Here is a 17,839-nt window from a genome sequence, read left to right on the forward strand (position 1 = left end):
GGCAAACCACGCCAGTGGCTGGATGATGTTTCTCATGTGAACTCCAATGGGATGACTGATGGGCCTGATCAGCAAGACTCGGGCCAGGCGCCAGGCCCAGGATTTGCCTGATGCGCCGAGGGCTAGGGTTAAAAAAACCCTGTGCATCAGGGTAATAAATACCCTTGCAGGGTTTTTATTACCCGGTAGGAGCGGGTTTGCCCCGCGATGCAATGTGCCTGATAACTTGCAATCGCGGGGCAAACCCGCTCCCACAGGGCCCTGCCGAGGCGACGGCATGGCCCTTGCAGCTTACGCAGTTGTTGCGAACAGGCATTGACGTGCGACAAGGGCAACGGTGGATAAATCGCAGATGATGGCGCCCGGCAATCGGGTTAAGGAGTGGTTCCATGCAAGTACTTGATCGCCGTAAAGCGCTGGCCATCGTGCCGTTGTTGCGTCTGGCGTTCCGTCCCTTGTTCCTCGCCGGTTGTGGCCTGGCATTGCTTGCCGTGCCGCTGTGGCTGGCCGCATTGCATGGCGCGCTGGGCGACTGGCAGCCTGCCGGCGGCTGGCTGGCCTGGCATCGCCACGAGTTGTTGTTCGGTTTTGGCCTGGCGATCATCGCCGGCTTTCTGCTCACAGCGGGACAGACCTGGACCGGCCAGCCGGGCCTGAGCGGCACGCCGCTGGCAGCGTTGGCGCTGCTGTGGCTGGCCGCCCGGATAGCCTGGCTGGCCAACCTGCCGTGGCCGTTGCTGGCGCTGCTGGAACTGGCGTTCCCGCTGGTGGTGGCGCTGTTGATGGGCGCCATGCTCTGGCGAGTTCGGCAGAAGCGCAACTATCCGGTGGTGCTGGTGTTGCTGTTGCTGACAGCAGCAGATGCCGTATCGGTTTACGGATTGCTCCAGGGGCACGATGGTTGGCAACGCCAGGGCGTACTCAGCGCTATCTGGCTGGTGGCGGCGATGATGGGCCTGATCGGCGGGCGGGTGATTCCGTTCTTTACCCAGCGTGGGCTGGGTCGGCTCGAGGCGGTTGCGCCCTGGCCATGGCTCGACTGGCTGTTACTGGCTGCCTCGGCACTGGTGGCACTGCTCTATGCTGGCGGACCGGCGCTGAGCCCCAGGGTTTGGATCGGCGTGCTGTTTGCCGCCCTGGCGGTCGGCCATTGTCTGCGTCTGTGGCGCTGGCATGACCGTGGGCTGTGGCAGGTACCGTTGCTGTGGTCTCTGCACCTGGCCTACGCGTGGTTGGCGCTGGCGTGCCTGGGCATGGCCCTGTGGCATTTCGGTGTGCCGCTCAACCCCAGCCTGGCGGTGCATTGCCTGACCATCGGGGCCATGGCTGGGCTGATTCTGGCGATGATTACCCGGGTCAGCCTGGGCCACACCGGTCGCCCCTTGCAACCCCCGGCAGGCATGACCCTGGCGTTTGTCTTGCTCAACCTGGCGGGTGTCTGCCGGGTGGTGTTGGTGCACTGGCTGCCGCTGGCCGGGTTGTGGCTGGCGGGGCTGTGCTGGTTGCTGGCGTTTGCCCTGTACGCCTGGCAATACACACCGATGCTGCTACGCGCCCGGGTGGATGGCCATCCAGGTTAAGCGCTTGGCGCAGGAGAGGATTAATGCTCTACCCGTACTTACTGGTCGTTCATTTGCTCGCGGCGATCGCCTTCATCGGCACGCTGTTTTTCGAAGTGGTGATCTGGCAGACCGTACGCCGGCAGTTGCCGACCAGCGCACAGTCGCCTGCTGATCAGGCCCTGTCCGTGCGTTCGCGCAAGGTGCTGCATGCTGTGGTGCTGCTGTTGTACGGCGCTGGCATCGGCCTTGCCTGGCACCATCGTGCGGCCTTGAGTCATCCGCTGGACAGCAGCTTTGCCAGCTTGCTGAGCCTGAAGATCGTACTGGCCCTGAGCATCATCGGCCATTACCTGTCGCTGGCTTACTGGTTGCAACGGGGGCGGTTGAGCGAGCGGCGGGCGCGGTGGATTCGCTGGAGCATTCTGGGGCACATGCTGGTGATCGTGATGCTGGCCAAGGCGATGTTCTATTGGCATTGATCACCGGCATGTTCCGGCAACGGTTACTGGAACAACACTTCGTTTTCCAGCTGAATATGTTCCACCAGGTCATCGTGAAACACCTGCAGGCCTTGATACAGGGCGCACCAGGTGTTGCAGGCATCGACGGGTGGGGTGAAACTGTCGGTCAACGCCAGTAAGGTTTTCAGCGCCTGGGCGTGTTCATCATGTTCAAACCGCATTACCCGGATCGGCGCCGCAGCATGGTGGCCCAGGCCTTGTTGAAGGAGTGGGAAAAGCACGTGTTCTTCCTTGCACATGTGGCTTTCCAGTTCCTGTTGCATGGCCTGCAGATGGTCGGCCAGGCCATTGGGGCACTGGCTATGGGTGCTGTGTACCTGTTCTACGCGCCGCGCCTGGTTGATCAGGTCGGGCAGTTGTTCTCGGTGACGTTGGTGGTAGCGCCAGAGGATGTGCGCGATCAGTTCAGCTGCGGGCGCCGTGCGCCAGTCGTGTGGTTGGCTCATCAGGGTTCCTTGATAGGGAGTACAAAGTTGCCTGAGGCCAGTGCAGCGTCTGTGCCATTTTTAACTGATTGAAATCAATCACGTTGTTTTTTTCAGTGGTGATAATCACCTTGATGCTTCAGGGTAGATGCAACCACACAGGGTGATTATTACCATGCTGCGAGAAAGCCTGGCCGCCGACCTGATTGTCGAATTACCCAATGCCGTGCGCTTGCAACGCCTGGTGCAAACCTTGCGCGAATACTTCAATTGCGGCGCGGTCGGCTTGTTGCGTCTGGAAGAGGATAGTCTGCGGCCGGTGGCCGCCGTTGGCCTGGTGCATGAAGCCCTCGGGCGGCGTTTTGTGATTGCCCAGCATCCGCGCCTGGCGGCGATCATGGCCTCACGCGAGCCGACATGGTTCGAGCCCGACAGCCGCTTGCCCGACCCTTACGACGGCTTGCTCGATAGCGAGCTCCATGAGCCGCTGGCGGTGCATGACTGCATGGGGGTGAGCCTGTATGTCGAAGGGCAGGCCTGGGGCGCGGTCACGCTTGATGCCCTGCACACCGGCACCTTCGACGCCGCTGCGCGCGAGGAGCTCAAGCGCTGCACCTTGCAGATCGAGGCGGCGTTGCGGGTGACTCGTCTTGAGCAGGAAAACCGCAGCTTGCGCCTGTCGCGTAGCGATGTGCCGGAGTTGCGCATGCCCGGGCAGGAAGGCGAGATTCTCGGTCAGAGCGCAGCCATGCATCAGTTGCTCAATGAGCTGGATGTGCTGGCCGACTCGGAACTGCCCGTGTTGCTGCTGGGGGAGACGGGGGTGGGCAAGGAGTTGTTCGCCCGCCGCTTGCACCGCCTGTCGCGGCGCAGTCATAAGCCCTTGGTCCAGGTCAATTGCGCCGCCTTGCCGGAGTCGCTGGCTGAAAGCGAGTTGTTCGGCCATGTCAAAGGCGCCTTTTCCGGTGCCGGCAGTGATCGTGCCGGGCGCTTCGACGCGGCCAACGGCGGCACCTTGTTTCTCGATGAGGTCGGCGAGCTGCCGCTGAGCGTGCAGGCCAAGCTGTTGCGCACCCTGCAAAACGGTGAAATACAGCGTTTGGGGGCGGATAAGCCGTTGCATGTGGATGTGCGCATCATCGCCGCCACCAATCGGCATTTGCCCGACAGCATTCGCCAAGGGCTGTTTCGCGCCGATCTCTATCATCGCCTGTCGGTCTATCCACTGCCGATTCCGCCCCTGCGTGAGCGCGGTGATGACGTGCTGATGCTCGCCGGGCGCTTTCTCGAACTCAATCGCAGCCGCTTGGGCCTGCGCGGCCTGCGCCTGTCCGCTGCGGCTGAGCGTGCGTTGCTGGCCTATCACTGGCCGGGCAACGTGCGTGAGCTGGAGCATGTGATCAGCCGCGCCGCGCTCAAACAACTCAGTCGCGGTGACAGCCGCAACTTGATCCTCACCCTGGAGCCACAAGTGCTCGACCTGGACAGTGGCCAACCGCTGGATCAGGCAACAGCGCCAGCGGCACAGCCCGCCTCGCAAGGGCTGGCGCCTGCGCCGCTGAGCGAGACAGTCGATGCCTGCCAACGCCAGGCCATCGTCAATGCACTACAGGCCTGTGGCAACAACTGGGCCAGCGCGGCGCGCTTGCTGCAGATCGATCCGAGTAACTTGCACAAGCTGGCCAAGCGCTTGCGCCTGAAGTAAGGGCCTGGTGTTGATGGCGGTCAAGGTGTGCCGCTGGCGCAGCCAACAGACTGTGCACTCCATTCCCCGGAGATCACCGCCATGCCCCTGTCCCTGGCTCAGATGCGCCGCAATTACACCCTTGGTGGCCTGCAAGAGGAGGCCGCGCCGCAGGATCCGTTGCTGATGTTTTGCCAGTGGCTGCAACAGGCCCGCGAAACCGAAAGCGCGCCGGTGGAGGCCAACAGCATGCATTTGGCGACGGTCGACAGTCGGGGCCGACCGCATGGCCGCGTACTGTTGCTCAAGGGCGTCAGCGACGCCGGGTTTACTTTTTTCGGTAACTACCAGAGCGCCAAGGGCCAGGAGCTGGACGCCAATCCGTGGGCAGCGATGACCTTCTTCTGGCCGGGGCTGGAGCGTCAGGTACGCATAGAAGGGCAGGTGCGGCGACTCGAACCGCAGCTCAGTGATGAGTATTTCGAAAGCCGCCCGTTGGCCAGCCGTCTGGGCGCCTGGGCCTCACCGCAAAGCCAGGTGCTGGGCGATCGTGCCGCCCTGGAAGCCTTGCTGGCGCAGACTATCCGCCGTTTTCTCGATCAACCGCTGCATCGCCCTGAACACTGGGGCGGTTACTGCCTGCAGCCAGAGCGCATGGAGTTCTGGCAGGGCCGCGCTGACCGTCTGCATGATCGCCTGGACTATCGCTTGGAACACGGGGTGTGGACGCGTAATCGCCTGGCGCCATAAGCAGCATGCCCGGTCGAGGTACCTCCATGGAGGAATAGGTTCGCCTGCGCTTTCGGTTCAGGCTTGGGCCGATCCCATTCATGGAGGGTCCGCACATGGCCCATCTGGCGCAACGCACCTTTGAACCGCTGAACATTGCCGTACTGACCATCAGCGATACCCGCAGCTTTGACACCGACACTTCGGGACAAACCCTTTGTGATTTGCTCCAGGCGGCCGGCCACACCTTGGTCGACCGCGACCTGGTCAAGGATGACATCTACCAGATCCGCGCCACGCTCTCACGCTGGATCGCCGCCCCTGACGTCCAGGTGGTACTGACCACCGGTGGTACCGGATTCACCGTGCGCGACAATACCCCGCAAGCCGTCCTGCCGTTGCTGGACAAGCATGTCGAAGGTTTCGGCGAATTGTTCCGCCAGGTGTCGTTGGCGCAGATCGGCATGTCCAGCTTGCAGTCGCGGGCCCTGGCCGGCATGAGCAACGGCGTGCTGGTGTGTTGTGTGCCGGGCTCCCCTGGGGCCTGCCGTACCGCCTGGAACCAGATCCTCCTCGGGCAGCTGGACAGCCGCACCGGTCCGTGCAATTTTGCTCCGCATCTCAAGGTCCAGGCCGAGCAGGTAATCGAGGCCTGTGGGGGGCGCCCATGAGCCGCCAGGTGTGTGACAGCGGCAAGTTGATGCCGGTCGACCAGGCCATCCGCCATTTGCTCGATCAGGTGCCTCCACCGCCAGCAGCGCAGACCGTGTTGCTGGAAAAAGCGTTGGGCCGGGTGCTGGCGCTGGACATCCATTCGCCCCTGGACCTGCCGGGCTGGGACAACAGCGCCATGGACGGCTTCGCCTTGCGCGCCGCCGATCTTCCCGCCGCCGGGGGGTGCCTGAACCTGGCCGGCCGCATCGCTGCCGGCCAGGCCGCCAGCACGCCGCTGCTGGCCGGGCAAGCGGTGCGCATCTTTACCGGCGCGCCGCTGCCGCCGGGTGCCGATACGGTGGTGCCTCAGGAGCTCTGCCGGGTCGAGGGCGATCAGGTCTGGTTGCCGCCAGCCAGTCTTGGCGATCATGTACGCAAGGCCGGTGAAGAGGTGCGCAAAGGTCATCTGCTGCTCCAGGCCGGCAAGCGCCTGCGCGCCCAGGAGTTGGGCTTGCTGGCGGCTGCCGGGGTCTGCTGGGTCGAGGTCTATCGGCCGTTGCGGGTGTGCCTGCTGAGCAGTGGTGACGAACTGCGCGAGCCCGGTCAGCCCCTGGCACCGGGGCAGATCTACAACAGCAACCGCTATTGCCTGGCGGCCCTGTTGCAGGGCTGGGGCGTTGAGGTGCATGACTATGGGGTGATGGCCGATGACCTGGCGGTCAGCCGGCATGCCTTGAGTCTGGCGGCGTCTGAATGCGATCTGTTGTTGACCTCCGGTGGCGTTTCGGTCGGCGAGGAGGACCACCTGAAACACGCCATCGAAGCGCTGGGCAGCCTGGATTTGTGGCGTCTGGCGATTCAACCGGGTAAGCCGCTGGCCTTTGGCGACGTGGCCGGCAAACCGTGGATAGGCATGCCGGGCAATCCTGCGGCGGCGCTGATCACCGCCCTGGTGGTGGTGCGTCCGTTCCTGCTCAGGGCCCAGGGCGTGCGCGATGTATTGCCGCGGCCGATGGCGTTGCCGGCAGGCTTTGACTGGTTGCAGCGCAACAAGCGCCGTCAGTACCTGCGCGCCAGGTTGACCGCGGGTAGCGATGGCCAGGCGAGCGTGCAGCTGCACCCGCAGCAAAGTTCGGCAATGCTCGCGGCCGCGTGCTGGGCCGATGGCCTGGCGGTGGTGGAGTGCGAGCAACAGCTGCACAAGCACGACAGCGTGACCTTCCTGTCGTTCGCCGAACTCATGCAGTGACCGGTCTTGATTGCCGTCAAGGTCTGCGCTGGCGGTCTGGCTAGACTGGCGGCGCATTTTCGATTGCACCGGGCCTGCTCGCGTGACGCATCGCAGGCGAGGGCCGGGACACCTTCTTTGATGAGGAATGCCCATGCAACTGGTCTGCCCGGCAGGGAATCTGCCCGCGCTCAAAGCGGCGGTACGCCAAGGCGCCGATGCCGTCTATGTCGGCTTTCGCGATGACACCAATGCCCGGCACTTCGCCGGCCTGAACATGGACGACAAGCAGTTCGACGCCGCCGTCGCCCATATCCGTCAACATCAACGCAAGCTCTATGTCGCAGTCAACACCTACCCGCAGCCCCAGGGCTGGGAGCGTTGGCAACGGGCGGTGGACCGCGCCGCCGACCATGGTGTCGATGCATTGATTGCTGCCGACCCCGGCGTACTCGGCTATGCCAGCCAGCGCCATCCGCAGCTGACCCTGCACCTGTCGGTACAGGGCTCGGCGACCAATGCCAGTGCCCTGGCGTTCTATGCCCAGCACTACAACATCCGCCGCGCGGTGCTGCCACGGGTGCTGTCGTTGGCCCAGGTGCGCCAGGTCGCGGCCCACAGCACGGTACCTGTCGAAGTCTTCGCCTTCGGCAGTTTGTGCATCATGGCCGAAGGACGTTGCCACCTGTCGTCCTATATCACCGGCGAGTCGCCGAACCTGTGTGGCGTTTGTTCGCCGGCCAAGGCGGTGCGCTGGAGTGAAGACGCCGAGGGCTTGAGCGCACGCCTGAGCGAGGTGCTGATCGATCGCTACAGCGCCGATGAGCCGGCCGGTTACCCGACCTTGTGCAAGGGGCGCTTCCTGGTCGGCGGCAAACGCTTTCATGCCCTTGAAGAACCCACCAGCCTCGACACCCTCGACCTGTTGCCGGAACTGGCCGCCATGGGCGTCGAAGCGGTGAAAATCGAAGGGCGTCAGCGCAGCCCGGCGTATGTCGAACAGGTCACCCAGGTCTGGCGCGCCGCGCTTGATGCCCATCGCCTGGCGCCTGAGCGCTTCGCCGTCAAAGACCAGTGGCGCCAGGTGCTGGCCGGTTTATCCGAAGGCAGCCAGACCACCCTGGGTGCTTATCATCGATCATGGCAATGAGGGACTGCAGATGAAACTCAGCCTGGGACCCGTTCTGTATTACTGGGACAAGGAGCAATTGGGGCGTTTCTATTCAGAGATGGCCGCGTTGCCGCTGGATGTGATTTACCTTGGCGAAACCGTCTGCTCGAAACGCCGGGCGATGAACCTGGAGCATTGGCTGGGCCTCGGCCGCGAGCTGCAGGAGTGCACGCAGGCGCAGATCGTACTGTCGAGCCTGACCCTGGTCGAAGCCGCTTCCGAGCTGTCCAGCCTGCGGCGCTTGTGCGACAACGGTCAGTTGCTGGTGGAAGCCAATGACATGGGCGCTGTGCAGTTTTTGGCCGAACGCAAATTGCCCTTCGTCGGCGGCCCGGCGCTCAACCTGTACAACGGCCATGCCCTGGCACAATTGCAGGATTGCGGGATGATCCGTTGGGTGCCGCCGGTGGAGTGTTCGGCGGTGTTGATCCGTTCGATACACGACCAGGTCGAGGCGTTGGGCCGCGAGTTGCCAGAGGTGGAAGTCTTCGCCTATGGGCACCTGCCGCTGGCGTATTCGGCGCGCTGTTTCACCGCGCGTGCGGAAAACCGGCCCAAGGACGATTGCCAGTTCTGCTGCCTCAACTACCCCGATGGCCTGGCGCTGAGCAGTCAGGAAGGGCAGCCACTGTTTACCCTCAACGGTATCCAGACAATGTCGGCCGAGGTCACCAACTTGTTGGCCGATTATCAGGGCCTGGCGGCCAGCGGGGCCAACTTGCTGCGCTTGAGTCCGCGCGCGCAGGGTATGGCTGAGGTGATCGAAGCCTTTCAGCGGGTGCGCCAGGGGGCAGCGCCACCCTTGCATGTGGAAGGTTGCAATGGTTACTGGCATGGCCAGGCGGGGATGTTGCGCGTCGAGGAGGTGAGCCTGTGCTGAATCGCAAACAATGGTTGCTGCGCGGTGCCGACCGCGTACTCCCGCTGATCCATCGTGTGCCCTTTGTGCTGCAGCGTGTGGCCCTGCAGCAGGCGCTTAACCGTTGCCTGGCAGAGCCACTGAAAGACGGTGAATTTGATTTGCTGCGCGGGCGCTGGCTGTGCCTGCGCATTCCCGATCTGGACTTGACCTGGTACCTGACCCGCAGCCTTTACGGCTTGCAGATTGCCGAGCGGGCCAAGGCCGATGTGACCATCCGCGGCAACTGGCGTGAGTTCCTGCTGCTGGCCAGTCGGCAGGAAGATCCCGACACCTTGTTCTTCAGGCGCCGTTTGGTCATTGAAGGCGATACCGAGTTGGGGCTGACCCTGAAGAACCTGATCGACAGCCTCGATCCCGAGGTCTTGCCGGTGTGGTTGTGGCGTAACCTGGAGCGGGCTGGAAAGGGATTGGCCGCAGGCTGAGTGTGGATGGCAGAGATCAGTGTGGGAGCCGGCCTTGCCGGCGATGAAATCGCTGCGGTGTGTCAGGTGTTGCGCGGTGTCTGCATCGCTGGCAAGGCCAGCTCCTACAGGGGGTGATTCCAGTCTCAACGGGGTTTCTGAATACCGGATCTGGAATGGCGGGCTGATCCATTGGCGATAGCGACCTCGCATTACCACGGCGAGTACCAACGCCTGAGCTTCCATCCCACCGGGTTAGCAAAGCAGTGCAAGATCAAACACCCAAAAATTAGCCACTGCAGTGATGAATGTTCATCGAAAAGAGCAGGGGTGTGGCCAACGAACAGAAGGTACTCTCTTTTAAACCACCTCAAATGATAGGTTACGAAGAACAGATTGAAGGCCAGGCAAGCGAAAGATTTCAGGTAGCCTAGCTGGGGTCCGGAAAGCTTGAATCTTAGATAGTACGCCACTGTTACCGCTATTAGCGAAGCACCAACATACAGCGCCAGAATCACTTTTTTGTCTCTACGTAAACCTGCTCTCCGGTCAGCATGTCGACACCCACTTCAAATACAATCGCCCCTCTACTCATATTTATGTAAGAGCGCACATAGTCAGAGGGTATGTATTTGAACAGTTTCCATGCCCCTGTTCTCAGCACCATTCGGGTCATTCCATAAACGGACAAGCCGATATCAGATACCCCATAAGCGATGTTTCCATCTCGTGTGCTACCGCCCATGGACGTTGCGGCTGCCTGATACCCTTTTCGAACCCAGCCCTCACTATCTGATCGCCCCGTCAGTAAATTCTCACCATTCTCGTAAATGTTGTTCGCACCATGCGCGATCATCGGCAGGCCTGCTAAACCGCAAAGCACAATTGCAGGGCTGGCGCAGATTGTCGCCCCAGCAGCTACCTGGAATACCCCGGCGATGACCCCGGCTCCTTTTCTGCCAATCTCCAGTGACTGGTCGATCAGACTCCGCTGTTCATTCCTGATCTCCAGTAGCGCTTCATCCGGTGTCTTCTTCCCGTCCGCCACATCGTCGGCGATGCGCTTGGCGTAATAGGCTATCTCCCGGTTGAACTGTGTGCGTACCACACCATCCTTGATATGCATGGCGGCAAGTGTGCAGGCCTGTTTAGTCAACCTGCTTGCGGCTTCGCAGACTACCCAGTAGTCATTGGGGTCCATTTGCAAAGGAGAGGGGCGTGAGGTCATTTATCCGCGCCCCAGTAGGTATAACCGCTTGTGCCTGCGATGTGGTGGGTCCAACGGATGGTCTGGTAGCGCAGCGAGACTACTTCCTGGCCTTCCGTTTCGTTCTGCAGTACCGCGTGAGGGACATCCGAGACCAGTTCTGCTAATTGTCCGCCTTTAATCTCAATGCTGTAGTACTTCTCCTGCCCTCCACTTGGGCTAACCCGATAAAAGTGGAACTGGCATTCGATCTCTTCCCGGCTAGCCAAGGCTTGAGCCAGCAAGGGGGATGATTTGTCGATGGCCTTGGTAACGACAATGGGATGATGAGTGGAATGCGGGGTATTGCCGACGTTGCTCATGCGGTGGGTGAATGACAACACCATGATTTCATCGGTATGCCCGCTCTGGCATTTGTTACCGATAGAGTCTGGGGTTGAACAACCGGCTGAAATCATACCTTGCCGGTTGCCGGTGATGGTCATGTAGCCGTAACTGGCCATAGGCGCTACTCCTTATCGTTGGAGCAGGCAGGTTAGCCAGGGAAGTATTTTCCTGTATGTAGGTCGCTTCCCGGTCAGCCGTAGGATGATGCCTTATCAGTAAATCGCGCCTATCGCTACCCCCTTCGAACATTCTTCACCCGCTAAGCGATTGATGATGTGAAACGCGATGGTTTGAGTCACCTTTGCGTCTGCATAGCGGATCATTCTTGACAGGTAAAAGCATCCAGCAATTGGCGGATCTCGGTAAACAACTCATCGGCCTGCGCCGCGCTGCAGTCCTCGCCGTAACGCTTGCGCAGGCCCTGTTGGCTGAGGATCAGGTGCTTGTCGGCCTGCAGGCCGTGCTGGCGCAGGCAACTGGCGACACATTGCAGCGGGCAACCGTCCAGCGCCAGAATCCAGCGTCCCGAGCATGCCAGGTTGACCAGTGCTGGCACCTGCCCGCCGACGCCGGCGATACACGACATCTGCGCCAGACCTTCACGGTCGAGGCGCAGCGCGACGTTATTGGCCAGTTGCGCAACGTTGGAGCAACCGGAGCAGGCGTAGACCAGGGGCAGGGCAGTGCGGGGCATGAAGACTCTCCAGTGGTAGGCCCGTCAGGCGTGGTAGTCGAGCAGCGCCTCGGTCGCCAGGATGCGGATGTCACGTCGTTCCATGGCAATCAAACCGTTCTCCACCAAACGGTGCAGAATGCGCGAAAACGTCTCCGGTTGAATCCCCAGTTTCGACGCCACCAGGCGCTTGGGTACCTGTAAGACCACGCGATCATTCTGCGGATCACGCTCCTCCAGGAGGTAGTTGATCACCCGTTGACTGGCGCTGGCCAAGGTCAGGGTGTCGATGTCCTTGAGACGCTGGTGCAGGTTGATGCTCATGCTGGCGAGGATCGACAGGCACACTTGCGGCTGGTCTTCGAGGGCATTGCGGTAGTGGTTGCCGTCGATGCTGATCACCACGCTGTCCTTGAGCGCTGTGGCACTGACCGGGTAGTAGCGGGTCTGGCTGAACAGCAAGGCTTCGGCAAAGGACTGCCCCGGCTGGATCACTTCGACCAGGTTTTCCTGGCCTTGGGCGGTGATGCGGTAGAGCTTGATCTGGCCACTGACCAGGAGGAAAAAGCGCTTGGCCGGATCACGCTGGTGCATAAGGGTGTCGTGACAACTCAGGCGCCGCTGCATGGCCAGGCCGCAGACTTGCTCAAACACGTCGTCGGGCAACTGGCTGAACAGGTGATGACGGCGCAAAAACAGTACATGTGAAGGGTGGGTCAGCATGGGATACCTCCGCTGACCGCCATGGTAGAGCGCCAGGCGCCACGGGCCTATGCCTCTGCCGGCCTACCTCCAAAGGGGCAGACCGGGTTAATGACGCAGATGCTCCATGGCCCAGACAGCGGCTTCGACCCGCGAGCGCAGGCCGAGTTTGTGCAGCAGGTTTTTCACATGGACTTTAACCGTGCCTTCGGTAATCCCCAGCTTGTGGCCGATGACCTTGTTGCTGAAGCCGCTGGCGATGGTCTTGAGAACCTGCCGTTCGCGTTCGGTCAGCTCAACCTCGGGTTGGCGCGGCGGTGAACGCAGGGCCTGGGCCATCACCTGGGTCAGCCCCGGGCTGATCACCAGCGAGCCATTCATGGCATCGCGGATGTACTGGACCAACAGTTCCGGCTCCATGTCTTTGAGCAGGTAGCCATCGGCATCCAGGCGCAGGGCATCACGGATATCGTCTTCGGCGTCGGAGACGGTAAACAACAGGACTTTGCCGCTGAAGGCCAGGTTGCGCAGGTGGCGTAGGGTTTCGATGCCATTCATTTGCGGCATGTTGTTGTCCAGCAGCACCAGATCCGGTTGCAGCGGTTCGATCATCGCCAGGGCTTCTTCGCCGTGGTTGGCCTCGCCAACAATCTCGAAGTCGTCTTCCAGTTCGAGCATCTGGCGGATGCCGCGACGCATCATCGGATGGTCGTCGACCAGCAGGATGCGGCAGTGGGCTGGGGTGTTCATGTGACGTTACCTTGAGTGGGGCGCCCGAGAAACTCCGGGCGAAATTCCATTTGTACCCGGGTGCCCTGCGGCTCGCGGGTGAGGATCTGCAACTGGCCGTGCAAGCTGCGCGCACGCTCGTCCATGATGTTCAGACCATGGTGTTCACGGGGATCACGGCTGCCGAGAAAACCGCGGCCATCGTCCTCGATGGACAGGCAGACGCTTTCGCCGATCTGGCGCAGTTGCAGCCAGGTGTTTTGCGCATGGGCGTGGCGCAGGCAGTTGGACAGCGCCTCGCGGGTGATCTGCAGGATGTGGATCTGCTCGCTGGCTGACAGCTCGAAGGCCAGGTTGTCAATGTGCAGGTGGACCTGGAAAGCCCCTTTGCGGGTGAATTCCCGGGCGGTGTCTTTCAGGCCCTGAGCGAGGCCGGCATCGTGAATCTGCAGGCGAAAGGTGGTCAGCAGCTCCCGCAGTTGACGGTAGGCGTTGTTCAGCCCTTCGCGCAGCTCGGCGGTCACGCCTTCCAGGGTCTCTTGTGGCTCGCCGCGGCGCATCAGGGTCTGCATGCGGCTGACCTGCAGTTTCATGTAGGACAGTGCCTGGGCCAGCGAGTCATGCAGCTCGCGGGCGATGATCGCGCGCTCCTCAAGCAGCAGCAGATGGTGGTCCTGCTCGCGTTGGCGCTTGAGTGACAGTGAAGTGCCGATCAGGTTGGCCAGGGCCTGGATCAACTGGGTTTCCCAGGCTTGCGGGTGATGACCATCGATAAAGTGCGCTTTCAGTTCGCCCAGAGTACTGCCTTGGTTGCTGATGCTGTAGCTGAGCGGGTTGCGCTGGTCATGCCGCTGGCAGGTGGCGCAATCACTGCTGGCGCAGACTTTGCGGTCATCGGCGCCGTGCAGGGCGAGCAACTGTTGGGCTGGGGCTTGCATCTGGCCCTGCAGGCACAACGACAGGCGCAGGCCGGGCAGGCGCTGCTGGAAGCGCCGGATCAGCTCATCCAGGCCTTCGGCATTGGCCAGACGCGTGGCCAGGCTGCTACTGCTTTGATACAGCAACTCAAGCGCGGCATTGGCCTGTTGCAGGTGCAGGGTCTTTTGTTGGACCTGGGTCTCCAGCGTGCGATGTGATTGCTCTATGGTCTCGGCCATGGCGTTGAAGCTGGTGGCCAGTTGACCGAGCTCATCCTCTGACTGGTGGTTGACCCGCGCCTGGAACTCGCCGCGGCGAAAGCGCTGGGTGGCGTCCACCAGCTCTTGCAGCGGGCTGATCACACTGCTTTGCAGTTCGTACAGGCCAATCAGCAGCACGATCATGGTGATGAACAAGGCCGCCCCCTGAATCATTTGCTGCCAGGTTTGCTTGTGCTCGCTCTGGCGCTGCAGGAGGTTGACGAACTGGTTGAGCTGTTCGACGAAGGGCAGGGCGCTGGCCTGGAAAGCCGTGGCATCACCACGCTCCAGGGCCGGGTTGAGGGTCTGTTGCCAGTAATCCTGCAACCGTTGGTAGCTGTCGTTGAGTTGTGCGTTGCTGCCGTCGTCAAGCACTGCCTTGAGTGTCTGGCTATTGAGACGTTGCTGCAGGCTTTGGCTGATGTGGGAGATTTCTGCGCTGTCGGCACCAGAGGCCAGTTTCCAGCTCAGGCGGTAGGTTTCCATGCGCACCGAGCCTGCGGTATTGATCGCCGCGGCATCGCCCTGGCTGAACCAGGCGATCAGGCCGGCGCTCAGCGAGCTCGCCAGTGCCAGTACGGCAATCAGAATGACCGCCAGACCAGCGCGCGCGGGTAGGGAACTGCGTAGCCAACGGATCATGGTCGTGGACCTGAGGCGAAGCAGGGAGAAACACGCATGCAGGGCTCCGGCGAGTGATCGCCTTTGGGTTTTCAGCCCTTCCCTGGCCTTCTACCTCTAAAGAGTTCTGACCCTTCGAGTTAGCCAGAATACTCGCTGTGAAGAAGCCAACACGCTGATAAACAAAGGGTTTAGAGGTTTTTTGACGCTACCTCGTTGGAGGTAGGCGGGCAAATCATAGGCCTGAACCGGCTTTGGCTTCGTTGACGCGCATCAAGTTTTTACCGGGTTTGCCTCTCTAGTCTGCCGCCAATGCTTACTAACGGGAGACGCAAGATGAACCCACCGCGTGTACGACAGGGCCTGGTACTGGGCATGAGTACGCTGGCCTTCACCGTCTGCTTCATGGTCTGGATGATGTTTGCCGTGCTCGGCGTCCCGATCAAGGAACTGCTCCAGCTCAACGAAACCCAGTTCGGCCTGCTGGCCGCCACGCCGGTGCTGACCGGTTCACTGGTGCGCCTGCCGCTGGGGCTGCTGACCGACCGCTTTGGCGGCCGTATCGTGTTCTTCCTGTTGATGCTGTCCTGCGTGTTGCCGCTGTACCTGATCAGCCACGCCAGCGCCTACTGGCAGTTCCTGGTGCTGGGGCTGTTTGTCGGCCTGGCCGGCGGCTCGTTCTCGGTCGGTATCGCCTACGTCGCCAAATGGTTTGACAAGGACAACCAGGGCTTTGCCATGGGCGTGTTCGGTGCCGGTAACGCCGGCTCGGCAGTGACCAAGTTTCTGGCCCCAGCGCTGATTGCCGCGGGCAGCTGGCAGCTGGTACCGAAGGTGTTCAGTGCGATCCTGTTCATCACTGCGTTGCTGTTCTGGTTCCTCAGTGCCGACAACAAGGCCCACCGCAGCGCCCAGGGCGCCAACCTCGTTGAGCAGCTCAAAGCCCTGAAAGATCCTGCAGTGTGGCGCTACTGCCAGTACTACTCGATTGTCTTCGGCGGCTACGTGGCACTGGCGCTGTGGATGACCAAGTACTACGTCGCCGAATATGGTTTCAGCCTGCAAAGCGCAGCGCTGCTGGCTGCCTGTTTCTCCTTGCCCGGTGGTGTACTGCGCGCCGTCGGTGGCTGGATGTCGGACCGCTGGGGCGCGGAGAGCGTGACCTGGTGGGTGCTGTGGGTCAGTTGGATCTGCCTGTTCCTGCTGTCCTATCCGCAGACCCAGTTGCAGGTGCAGACCCTCAATGGCCCGCTGGATTTCCACATCGGCCTGAACCCGGTGTTGTTCACCGTCCTGCTGTTCATCATCGGCATTGCCTTCGCCTTCGGCAAAGCCTCGGTGTTCAAGTACATCGCCAATGACTATCCGCAAAACATGGGCGCCGTGTCCGGCATCGTTGGCCTCGCCGGCGGCCTCGGCGGCTTCATCCTGCCGATCATGTTTGGCGTCCTGGTCGACCTCACCGGTGTGCGCTCCTCGGCCTTCATGCTGATGTACGGCGTGGTCTGGGTGTCGCTCATCTGGATGTACCTCAGCGAAATCCGCAAACGCCCGCTGCTCGGCAAACAGCTGCAGGCGATCTCAAGCCCGTTTTCCAGCATTGCCCAAGGAGAAGACCATGTCGGTTCTTAAACAGCCTGATGCAGGCCCGGTCATACACGACTGGCGCCCTGAAGACCCCGCGTTCTGGGGACGTAGCGGCAAAAAAACCGCCACCCGCAACCTGTGGATTTCCATTCCTGCGCTGCTGCTGGCCTTTGCTGTGTGGATGGTCTGGAGTACGGTGATCGTGCGCCTGAATGCCATCGGCTTTAACTTCAGCACCGACCAGCTGTTCTGGCTGGCGGCTTTGCCGGGCTTGTCTGGCGCGACCTTGCGGGTGTTCTACTCGTTCATGGTGCCGATCTTCGGCGGTCGTCGCTGGACCGCCCTGAGCACCGCCTCGTTGCTGGCGCCGACCTTGTGGATGGGCTTCGCGGTGCAGGACCCGAGCACCCCTTACAGTGTGTTCGTGTTGATCGCGTTGCTGTGTGGCTTCGGTGGCGGCAACTTCGCTTCGAGCATGTCCAACATCAGCTTCTTCTACCCCAAGTCGCAGCAGGGCACGGCCCTGGGCCTGAATGCCGGTCTGGGTAACCTGGGCGTCTCGGTGATGCAGTTCGCCGTGCCGCTGGTGATCACTTTTGGCGTGTTCGGCGTGCTCGGTGGGCAACCCCAGGTGCTGGCCGACGGCAGCCAGTTGTGGTTGCAGAACGCAGGCTTTCTCTGGGTGCCGTTCATCATTGCGGTAACCCTGCTGGCCTGGTTCGGCATGAACGACCTGTCTAGCGCCAAGGCCTCGTTCAGCGAGCAGGCGGTGATTTTCAAGCGCAAGCACAACTGGCTGATGTGCTGGCTGTACCTGGCCACGTTCGGTTCGTTCATCGGCTTTTCCGCCGCCTTCCCGATGCTGATCAAGACCTCGTTCCCCGAGGTCAACGCCCTGGCCTTCGCCTTTCTCGGCCCGCTGGTCGGGGCCCTGGTCCGCCCCCTGGGCGGCTGGGTGGCCGACAAGTTCGGCGGCGCCCGGGTGACTCTGTGGAACTTCGTGCTGATGATCGTGATGGTCTTTGGCGTGCTGCACTTCATCCCGCAGCAGGGCGCTGCCGGCAACTTCTACGGCTTCCTCGGCATGTTCATGCTGCTGTTCTTCACCACCGGCATCGGCAACGGTTCGACCTTCCGCATGATCCCGGTGATCTTCCGCACCCAGCATGAAAAGGCCGCCGCCGGCCAAGGCGCAAAGGCCCACGAGCAGGCGCTGAAAAACGCCGGCAAGGAATCCGCTGCGGTGCTCGGTTTCAGTTCGGCCATGGGGGCGTTTGGCGCCTTCTTCATTCCCAAGACCTTCGGCACCTCGATGGCCATGACCGGCAACCCGGCGCTGGCCTTCTACATGTTCGTCGGTTTTTACCTGAGCTGCATGGTCGTGACCTGGTGGTGGTACGCCCGCAAAGGCGCCGAAGCACCCTGCTGACAGGACCCGAATTCAACTTTTGCGTGGGT

At 61.6% G+C, this 17,839-nt stretch carries 17 protein-coding genes and 1 pseudogene; 11 read left to right on the forward strand and 7 right to left on the reverse strand.

Features of this window, described 5'->3' with window-relative positions:
- The first annotated feature begins 389 nt into the window (after positions 1–389).
- On the forward strand, positions 390–1,580 hold the full coding sequence (locus C6382_RS07225; protein ID WP_107023835.1) for an NnrS family protein: 1,191 nt from the start codon (positions 390–392) through the stop codon (positions 1,578–1,580).
- A 23-nt stretch (positions 1,581–1,603) separates the two neighbouring features.
- Positions 1,604–2,041, forward strand: a complete 438-nt coding sequence (locus tag C6382_RS07230; RefSeq protein ID WP_107023836.1) for a CopD family copper resistance protein — start codon at positions 1,604–1,606, stop codon at positions 2,039–2,041.
- 23 nt (positions 2,042–2,064) lie between these two features.
- Here the strand turns inward: C6382_RS07230 and C6382_RS07235 are convergent.
- Positions 2,065–2,517, reverse strand: a pseudogene (locus tag C6382_RS07235) (hemerythrin domain-containing protein); the annotation flags it as partial.
- 166 nt (positions 2,518–2,683) lie between these two features.
- Here C6382_RS07235 and norR point away from each other — a divergent pair.
- The 7 genes from norR to C6382_RS07270 all read left to right on the forward strand — a co-directional run bounded on the left by norR (position 2,684) and on the right by C6382_RS07270 (position 9,318).
- The gene (norR, locus tag C6382_RS07240; protein ID WP_107023838.1) at positions 2,684–4,213 is read left to right on the forward strand and encodes a nitric oxide reductase transcriptional regulator NorR; all 1,530 of its coding nucleotides are present in this window, start codon (positions 2,684–2,686) and stop codon (positions 4,211–4,213) included.
- 81 nt (positions 4,214–4,294) lie between these two features.
- Complete coding sequence (gene pdxH / locus C6382_RS07245) at positions 4,295–4,942, forward strand: pyridoxamine 5'-phosphate oxidase (protein ID WP_107023839.1); 648 nt, start codon at positions 4,295–4,297, stop codon at positions 4,940–4,942.
- A 95-nt stretch (positions 4,943–5,037) separates the two neighbouring features.
- The gene (moaB, locus tag C6382_RS07250) at positions 5,038–5,592 is read left to right on the forward strand and encodes a molybdenum cofactor biosynthesis protein B (RefSeq protein WP_107023840.1); all 555 of its coding nucleotides are present in this window, start codon (positions 5,038–5,040) and stop codon (positions 5,590–5,592) included.
- Positions 5,589–6,824: a gephyrin-like molybdotransferase Glp gene (gene glp, locus C6382_RS07255; RefSeq protein ID WP_107023841.1), complete on the forward strand. Its 1,236-nt coding sequence runs from the start codon at positions 5,589–5,591 to the stop codon at positions 6,822–6,824. Before moaB ends, glp begins: the two co-directional genes overlap by 4 nt.
- A 133-nt stretch (positions 6,825–6,957) precedes the next feature.
- A complete protein-coding gene (locus tag C6382_RS07260) occupies positions 6,958–7,953 on the forward strand; it encodes a peptidase U32 family protein (protein ID WP_107023842.1) in 996 nt (331 codons plus the stop codon).
- 10 nt (positions 7,954–7,963) lie between these two features.
- On the forward strand, positions 7,964–8,854 hold the full coding sequence (locus C6382_RS07265) for a U32 family peptidase (RefSeq protein ID WP_107023843.1): 891 nt from the start codon (positions 7,964–7,966) through the stop codon (positions 8,852–8,854).
- A complete protein-coding gene (locus C6382_RS07270; protein ID WP_107023844.1) occupies positions 8,848–9,318 on the forward strand; it encodes an SCP2 domain-containing protein in 471 nt (156 codons plus the stop codon). The genes C6382_RS07265 and C6382_RS07270 overlap by 7 nt, the downstream gene beginning before the upstream one ends.
- A gap of 493 nt (positions 9,319–9,811) precedes the next feature.
- Here the strand turns inward: C6382_RS07270 and C6382_RS07275 are convergent, their stop codons facing one another.
- From C6382_RS07275 to C6382_RS07300, 6 genes are all read right to left on the reverse strand, one after another.
- On the reverse strand, positions 9,812–10,525 hold the full coding sequence (locus C6382_RS07275; protein ID WP_107023845.1) for a DUF4225 domain-containing protein: 714 nt from the start codon (positions 10,523–10,525) through the stop codon (positions 9,812–9,814).
- Complete coding sequence (locus C6382_RS07280) at positions 10,522–11,007, reverse strand: Hcp family type VI secretion system effector (RefSeq protein ID WP_107023846.1); 486 nt, start codon at positions 11,005–11,007, stop codon at positions 10,522–10,524. Before C6382_RS07280 ends, C6382_RS07275 begins: the two co-directional genes overlap by 4 nt.
- A 203-nt stretch (positions 11,008–11,210) precedes the next feature.
- Complete coding sequence (locus C6382_RS07285; protein ID WP_107023847.1) at positions 11,211–11,585, reverse strand: putative zinc-binding protein; 375 nt, start codon at positions 11,583–11,585, stop codon at positions 11,211–11,213.
- Between the two features lie 24 nt (positions 11,586–11,609).
- Positions 11,610–12,287: a Crp/Fnr family transcriptional regulator gene (locus tag C6382_RS07290; protein ID WP_107023848.1), complete on the reverse strand. Its 678-nt coding sequence runs from the start codon at positions 12,285–12,287 to the stop codon at positions 11,610–11,612.
- Positions 12,288–12,374: 87 nt separating this feature from the next.
- Positions 12,375–13,016, reverse strand: a complete 642-nt coding sequence (gene narL, locus C6382_RS07295) for a two-component system response regulator NarL (RefSeq protein ID WP_107023849.1) — start codon at positions 13,014–13,016, stop codon at positions 12,375–12,377.
- Complete coding sequence (locus C6382_RS07300) at positions 13,013–14,815, reverse strand: HAMP domain-containing protein (protein ID WP_107023850.1); 1,803 nt, start codon at positions 14,813–14,815, stop codon at positions 13,013–13,015. The genes narL and C6382_RS07300 overlap by 4 nt, the downstream gene beginning before the upstream one ends.
- A gap of 315 nt (positions 14,816–15,130) precedes the next feature.
- Between C6382_RS07300 and C6382_RS07305 the strand changes: the two genes are divergently transcribed.
- Together C6382_RS07305 and C6382_RS07310 are read left to right on the forward strand one after the other, a co-directional pair.
- Entirely contained in the window at positions 15,131–16,426 is a 1,296-nt protein-coding gene (locus tag C6382_RS07305; RefSeq protein WP_107023851.1) for a nitrate/nitrite transporter, read from the forward strand.
- Positions 16,413–17,810 carry a NarK family nitrate/nitrite MFS transporter gene (locus C6382_RS07310; protein WP_107023852.1) on the forward strand — a complete coding sequence of 466 codons (1,398 nt, stop codon included), beginning with the start codon at positions 16,413–16,415 and terminating at the stop codon, positions 17,808–17,810. The genes C6382_RS07305 and C6382_RS07310 overlap by 14 nt, the downstream gene beginning before the upstream one ends.
- Positions 17,811–17,839: the final 29 nt, after the last annotated feature.

Origin of the sequence: Pseudomonas sp. BBP2017 (assembly GCF_003024385.1) — a bacterium.
GTDB lineage: Bacteria > Pseudomonadota > Gammaproteobacteria > Pseudomonadales > Pseudomonadaceae > Aquipseudomonas.

What these genes read in the sequence shown, in the direction of transcription:
- C6382_RS07305 (WP_107023851.1), top strand. Translation starts at nt 15,131, where the DNA reads ATGAACCCACCGCGTGTACGACAGGGCCTGGTACTGGGCATGAGTACG.
- moaB (WP_107023840.1), top strand. Translation starts at nt 5,038, where the DNA reads ATGGCCCATCTGGCGCAACGCACCTTTGAACCGCTGAACATTGCCGTA.
- C6382_RS07285 (WP_107023847.1), bottom strand. Translation starts at nt 11,585, where the DNA reads ATGCCCCGCACTGCCCTGCCCCTGGTCTACGCCTGCTCCGGTTGCTCC.
- C6382_RS07300 (WP_107023850.1), bottom strand. Translation starts at nt 14,815, where the DNA reads ATGATCCGTTGGCTACGCAGTTCCCTACCCGCGCGCGCTGGTCTGGCG.
- norR (WP_107023838.1), top strand. Translation starts at nt 2,684, where the DNA reads ATGCTGCGAGAAAGCCTGGCCGCCGACCTGATTGTCGAATTACCCAAT.
- C6382_RS07230 (WP_107023836.1), top strand. Translation starts at nt 1,604, where the DNA reads ATGCTCTACCCGTACTTACTGGTCGTTCATTTGCTCGCGGCGATCGCC.
- C6382_RS07290 (WP_107023848.1), bottom strand. Translation starts at nt 12,287, where the DNA reads ATGCTGACCCACCCTTCACATGTACTGTTTTTGCGCCGTCATCACCTG.
- C6382_RS07275 (WP_107023845.1), bottom strand. Translation starts at nt 10,525, where the DNA reads ATGACCTCACGCCCCTCTCCTTTGCAAATGGACCCCAATGACTACTGG.
- glp (WP_107023841.1), top strand. Translation starts at nt 5,589, where the DNA reads ATGAGCCGCCAGGTGTGTGACAGCGGCAAGTTGATGCCGGTCGACCAG.
- pdxH (WP_107023839.1), top strand. Translation starts at nt 4,295, where the DNA reads ATGCCCCTGTCCCTGGCTCAGATGCGCCGCAATTACACCCTTGGTGGC.
- narL (WP_107023849.1), bottom strand. Translation starts at nt 13,016, where the DNA reads ATGAACACCCCAGCCCACTGCCGCATCCTGCTGGTCGACGACCATCCG.
- C6382_RS07225 (WP_107023835.1), top strand. Translation starts at nt 390, where the DNA reads ATGCAAGTACTTGATCGCCGTAAAGCGCTGGCCATCGTGCCGTTGTTG.
- C6382_RS07265 (WP_107023843.1), top strand. Translation starts at nt 7,964, where the DNA reads ATGAAACTCAGCCTGGGACCCGTTCTGTATTACTGGGACAAGGAGCAA.
- C6382_RS07310 (WP_107023852.1), top strand. Translation starts at nt 16,413, where the DNA reads ATGTCGGTTCTTAAACAGCCTGATGCAGGCCCGGTCATACACGACTGG.
- C6382_RS07280 (WP_107023846.1), bottom strand. Translation starts at nt 11,007, where the DNA reads ATGGCCAGTTACGGCTACATGACCATCACCGGCAACCGGCAAGGTATG.
- C6382_RS07260 (WP_107023842.1), top strand. Translation starts at nt 6,958, where the DNA reads ATGCAACTGGTCTGCCCGGCAGGGAATCTGCCCGCGCTCAAAGCGGCG.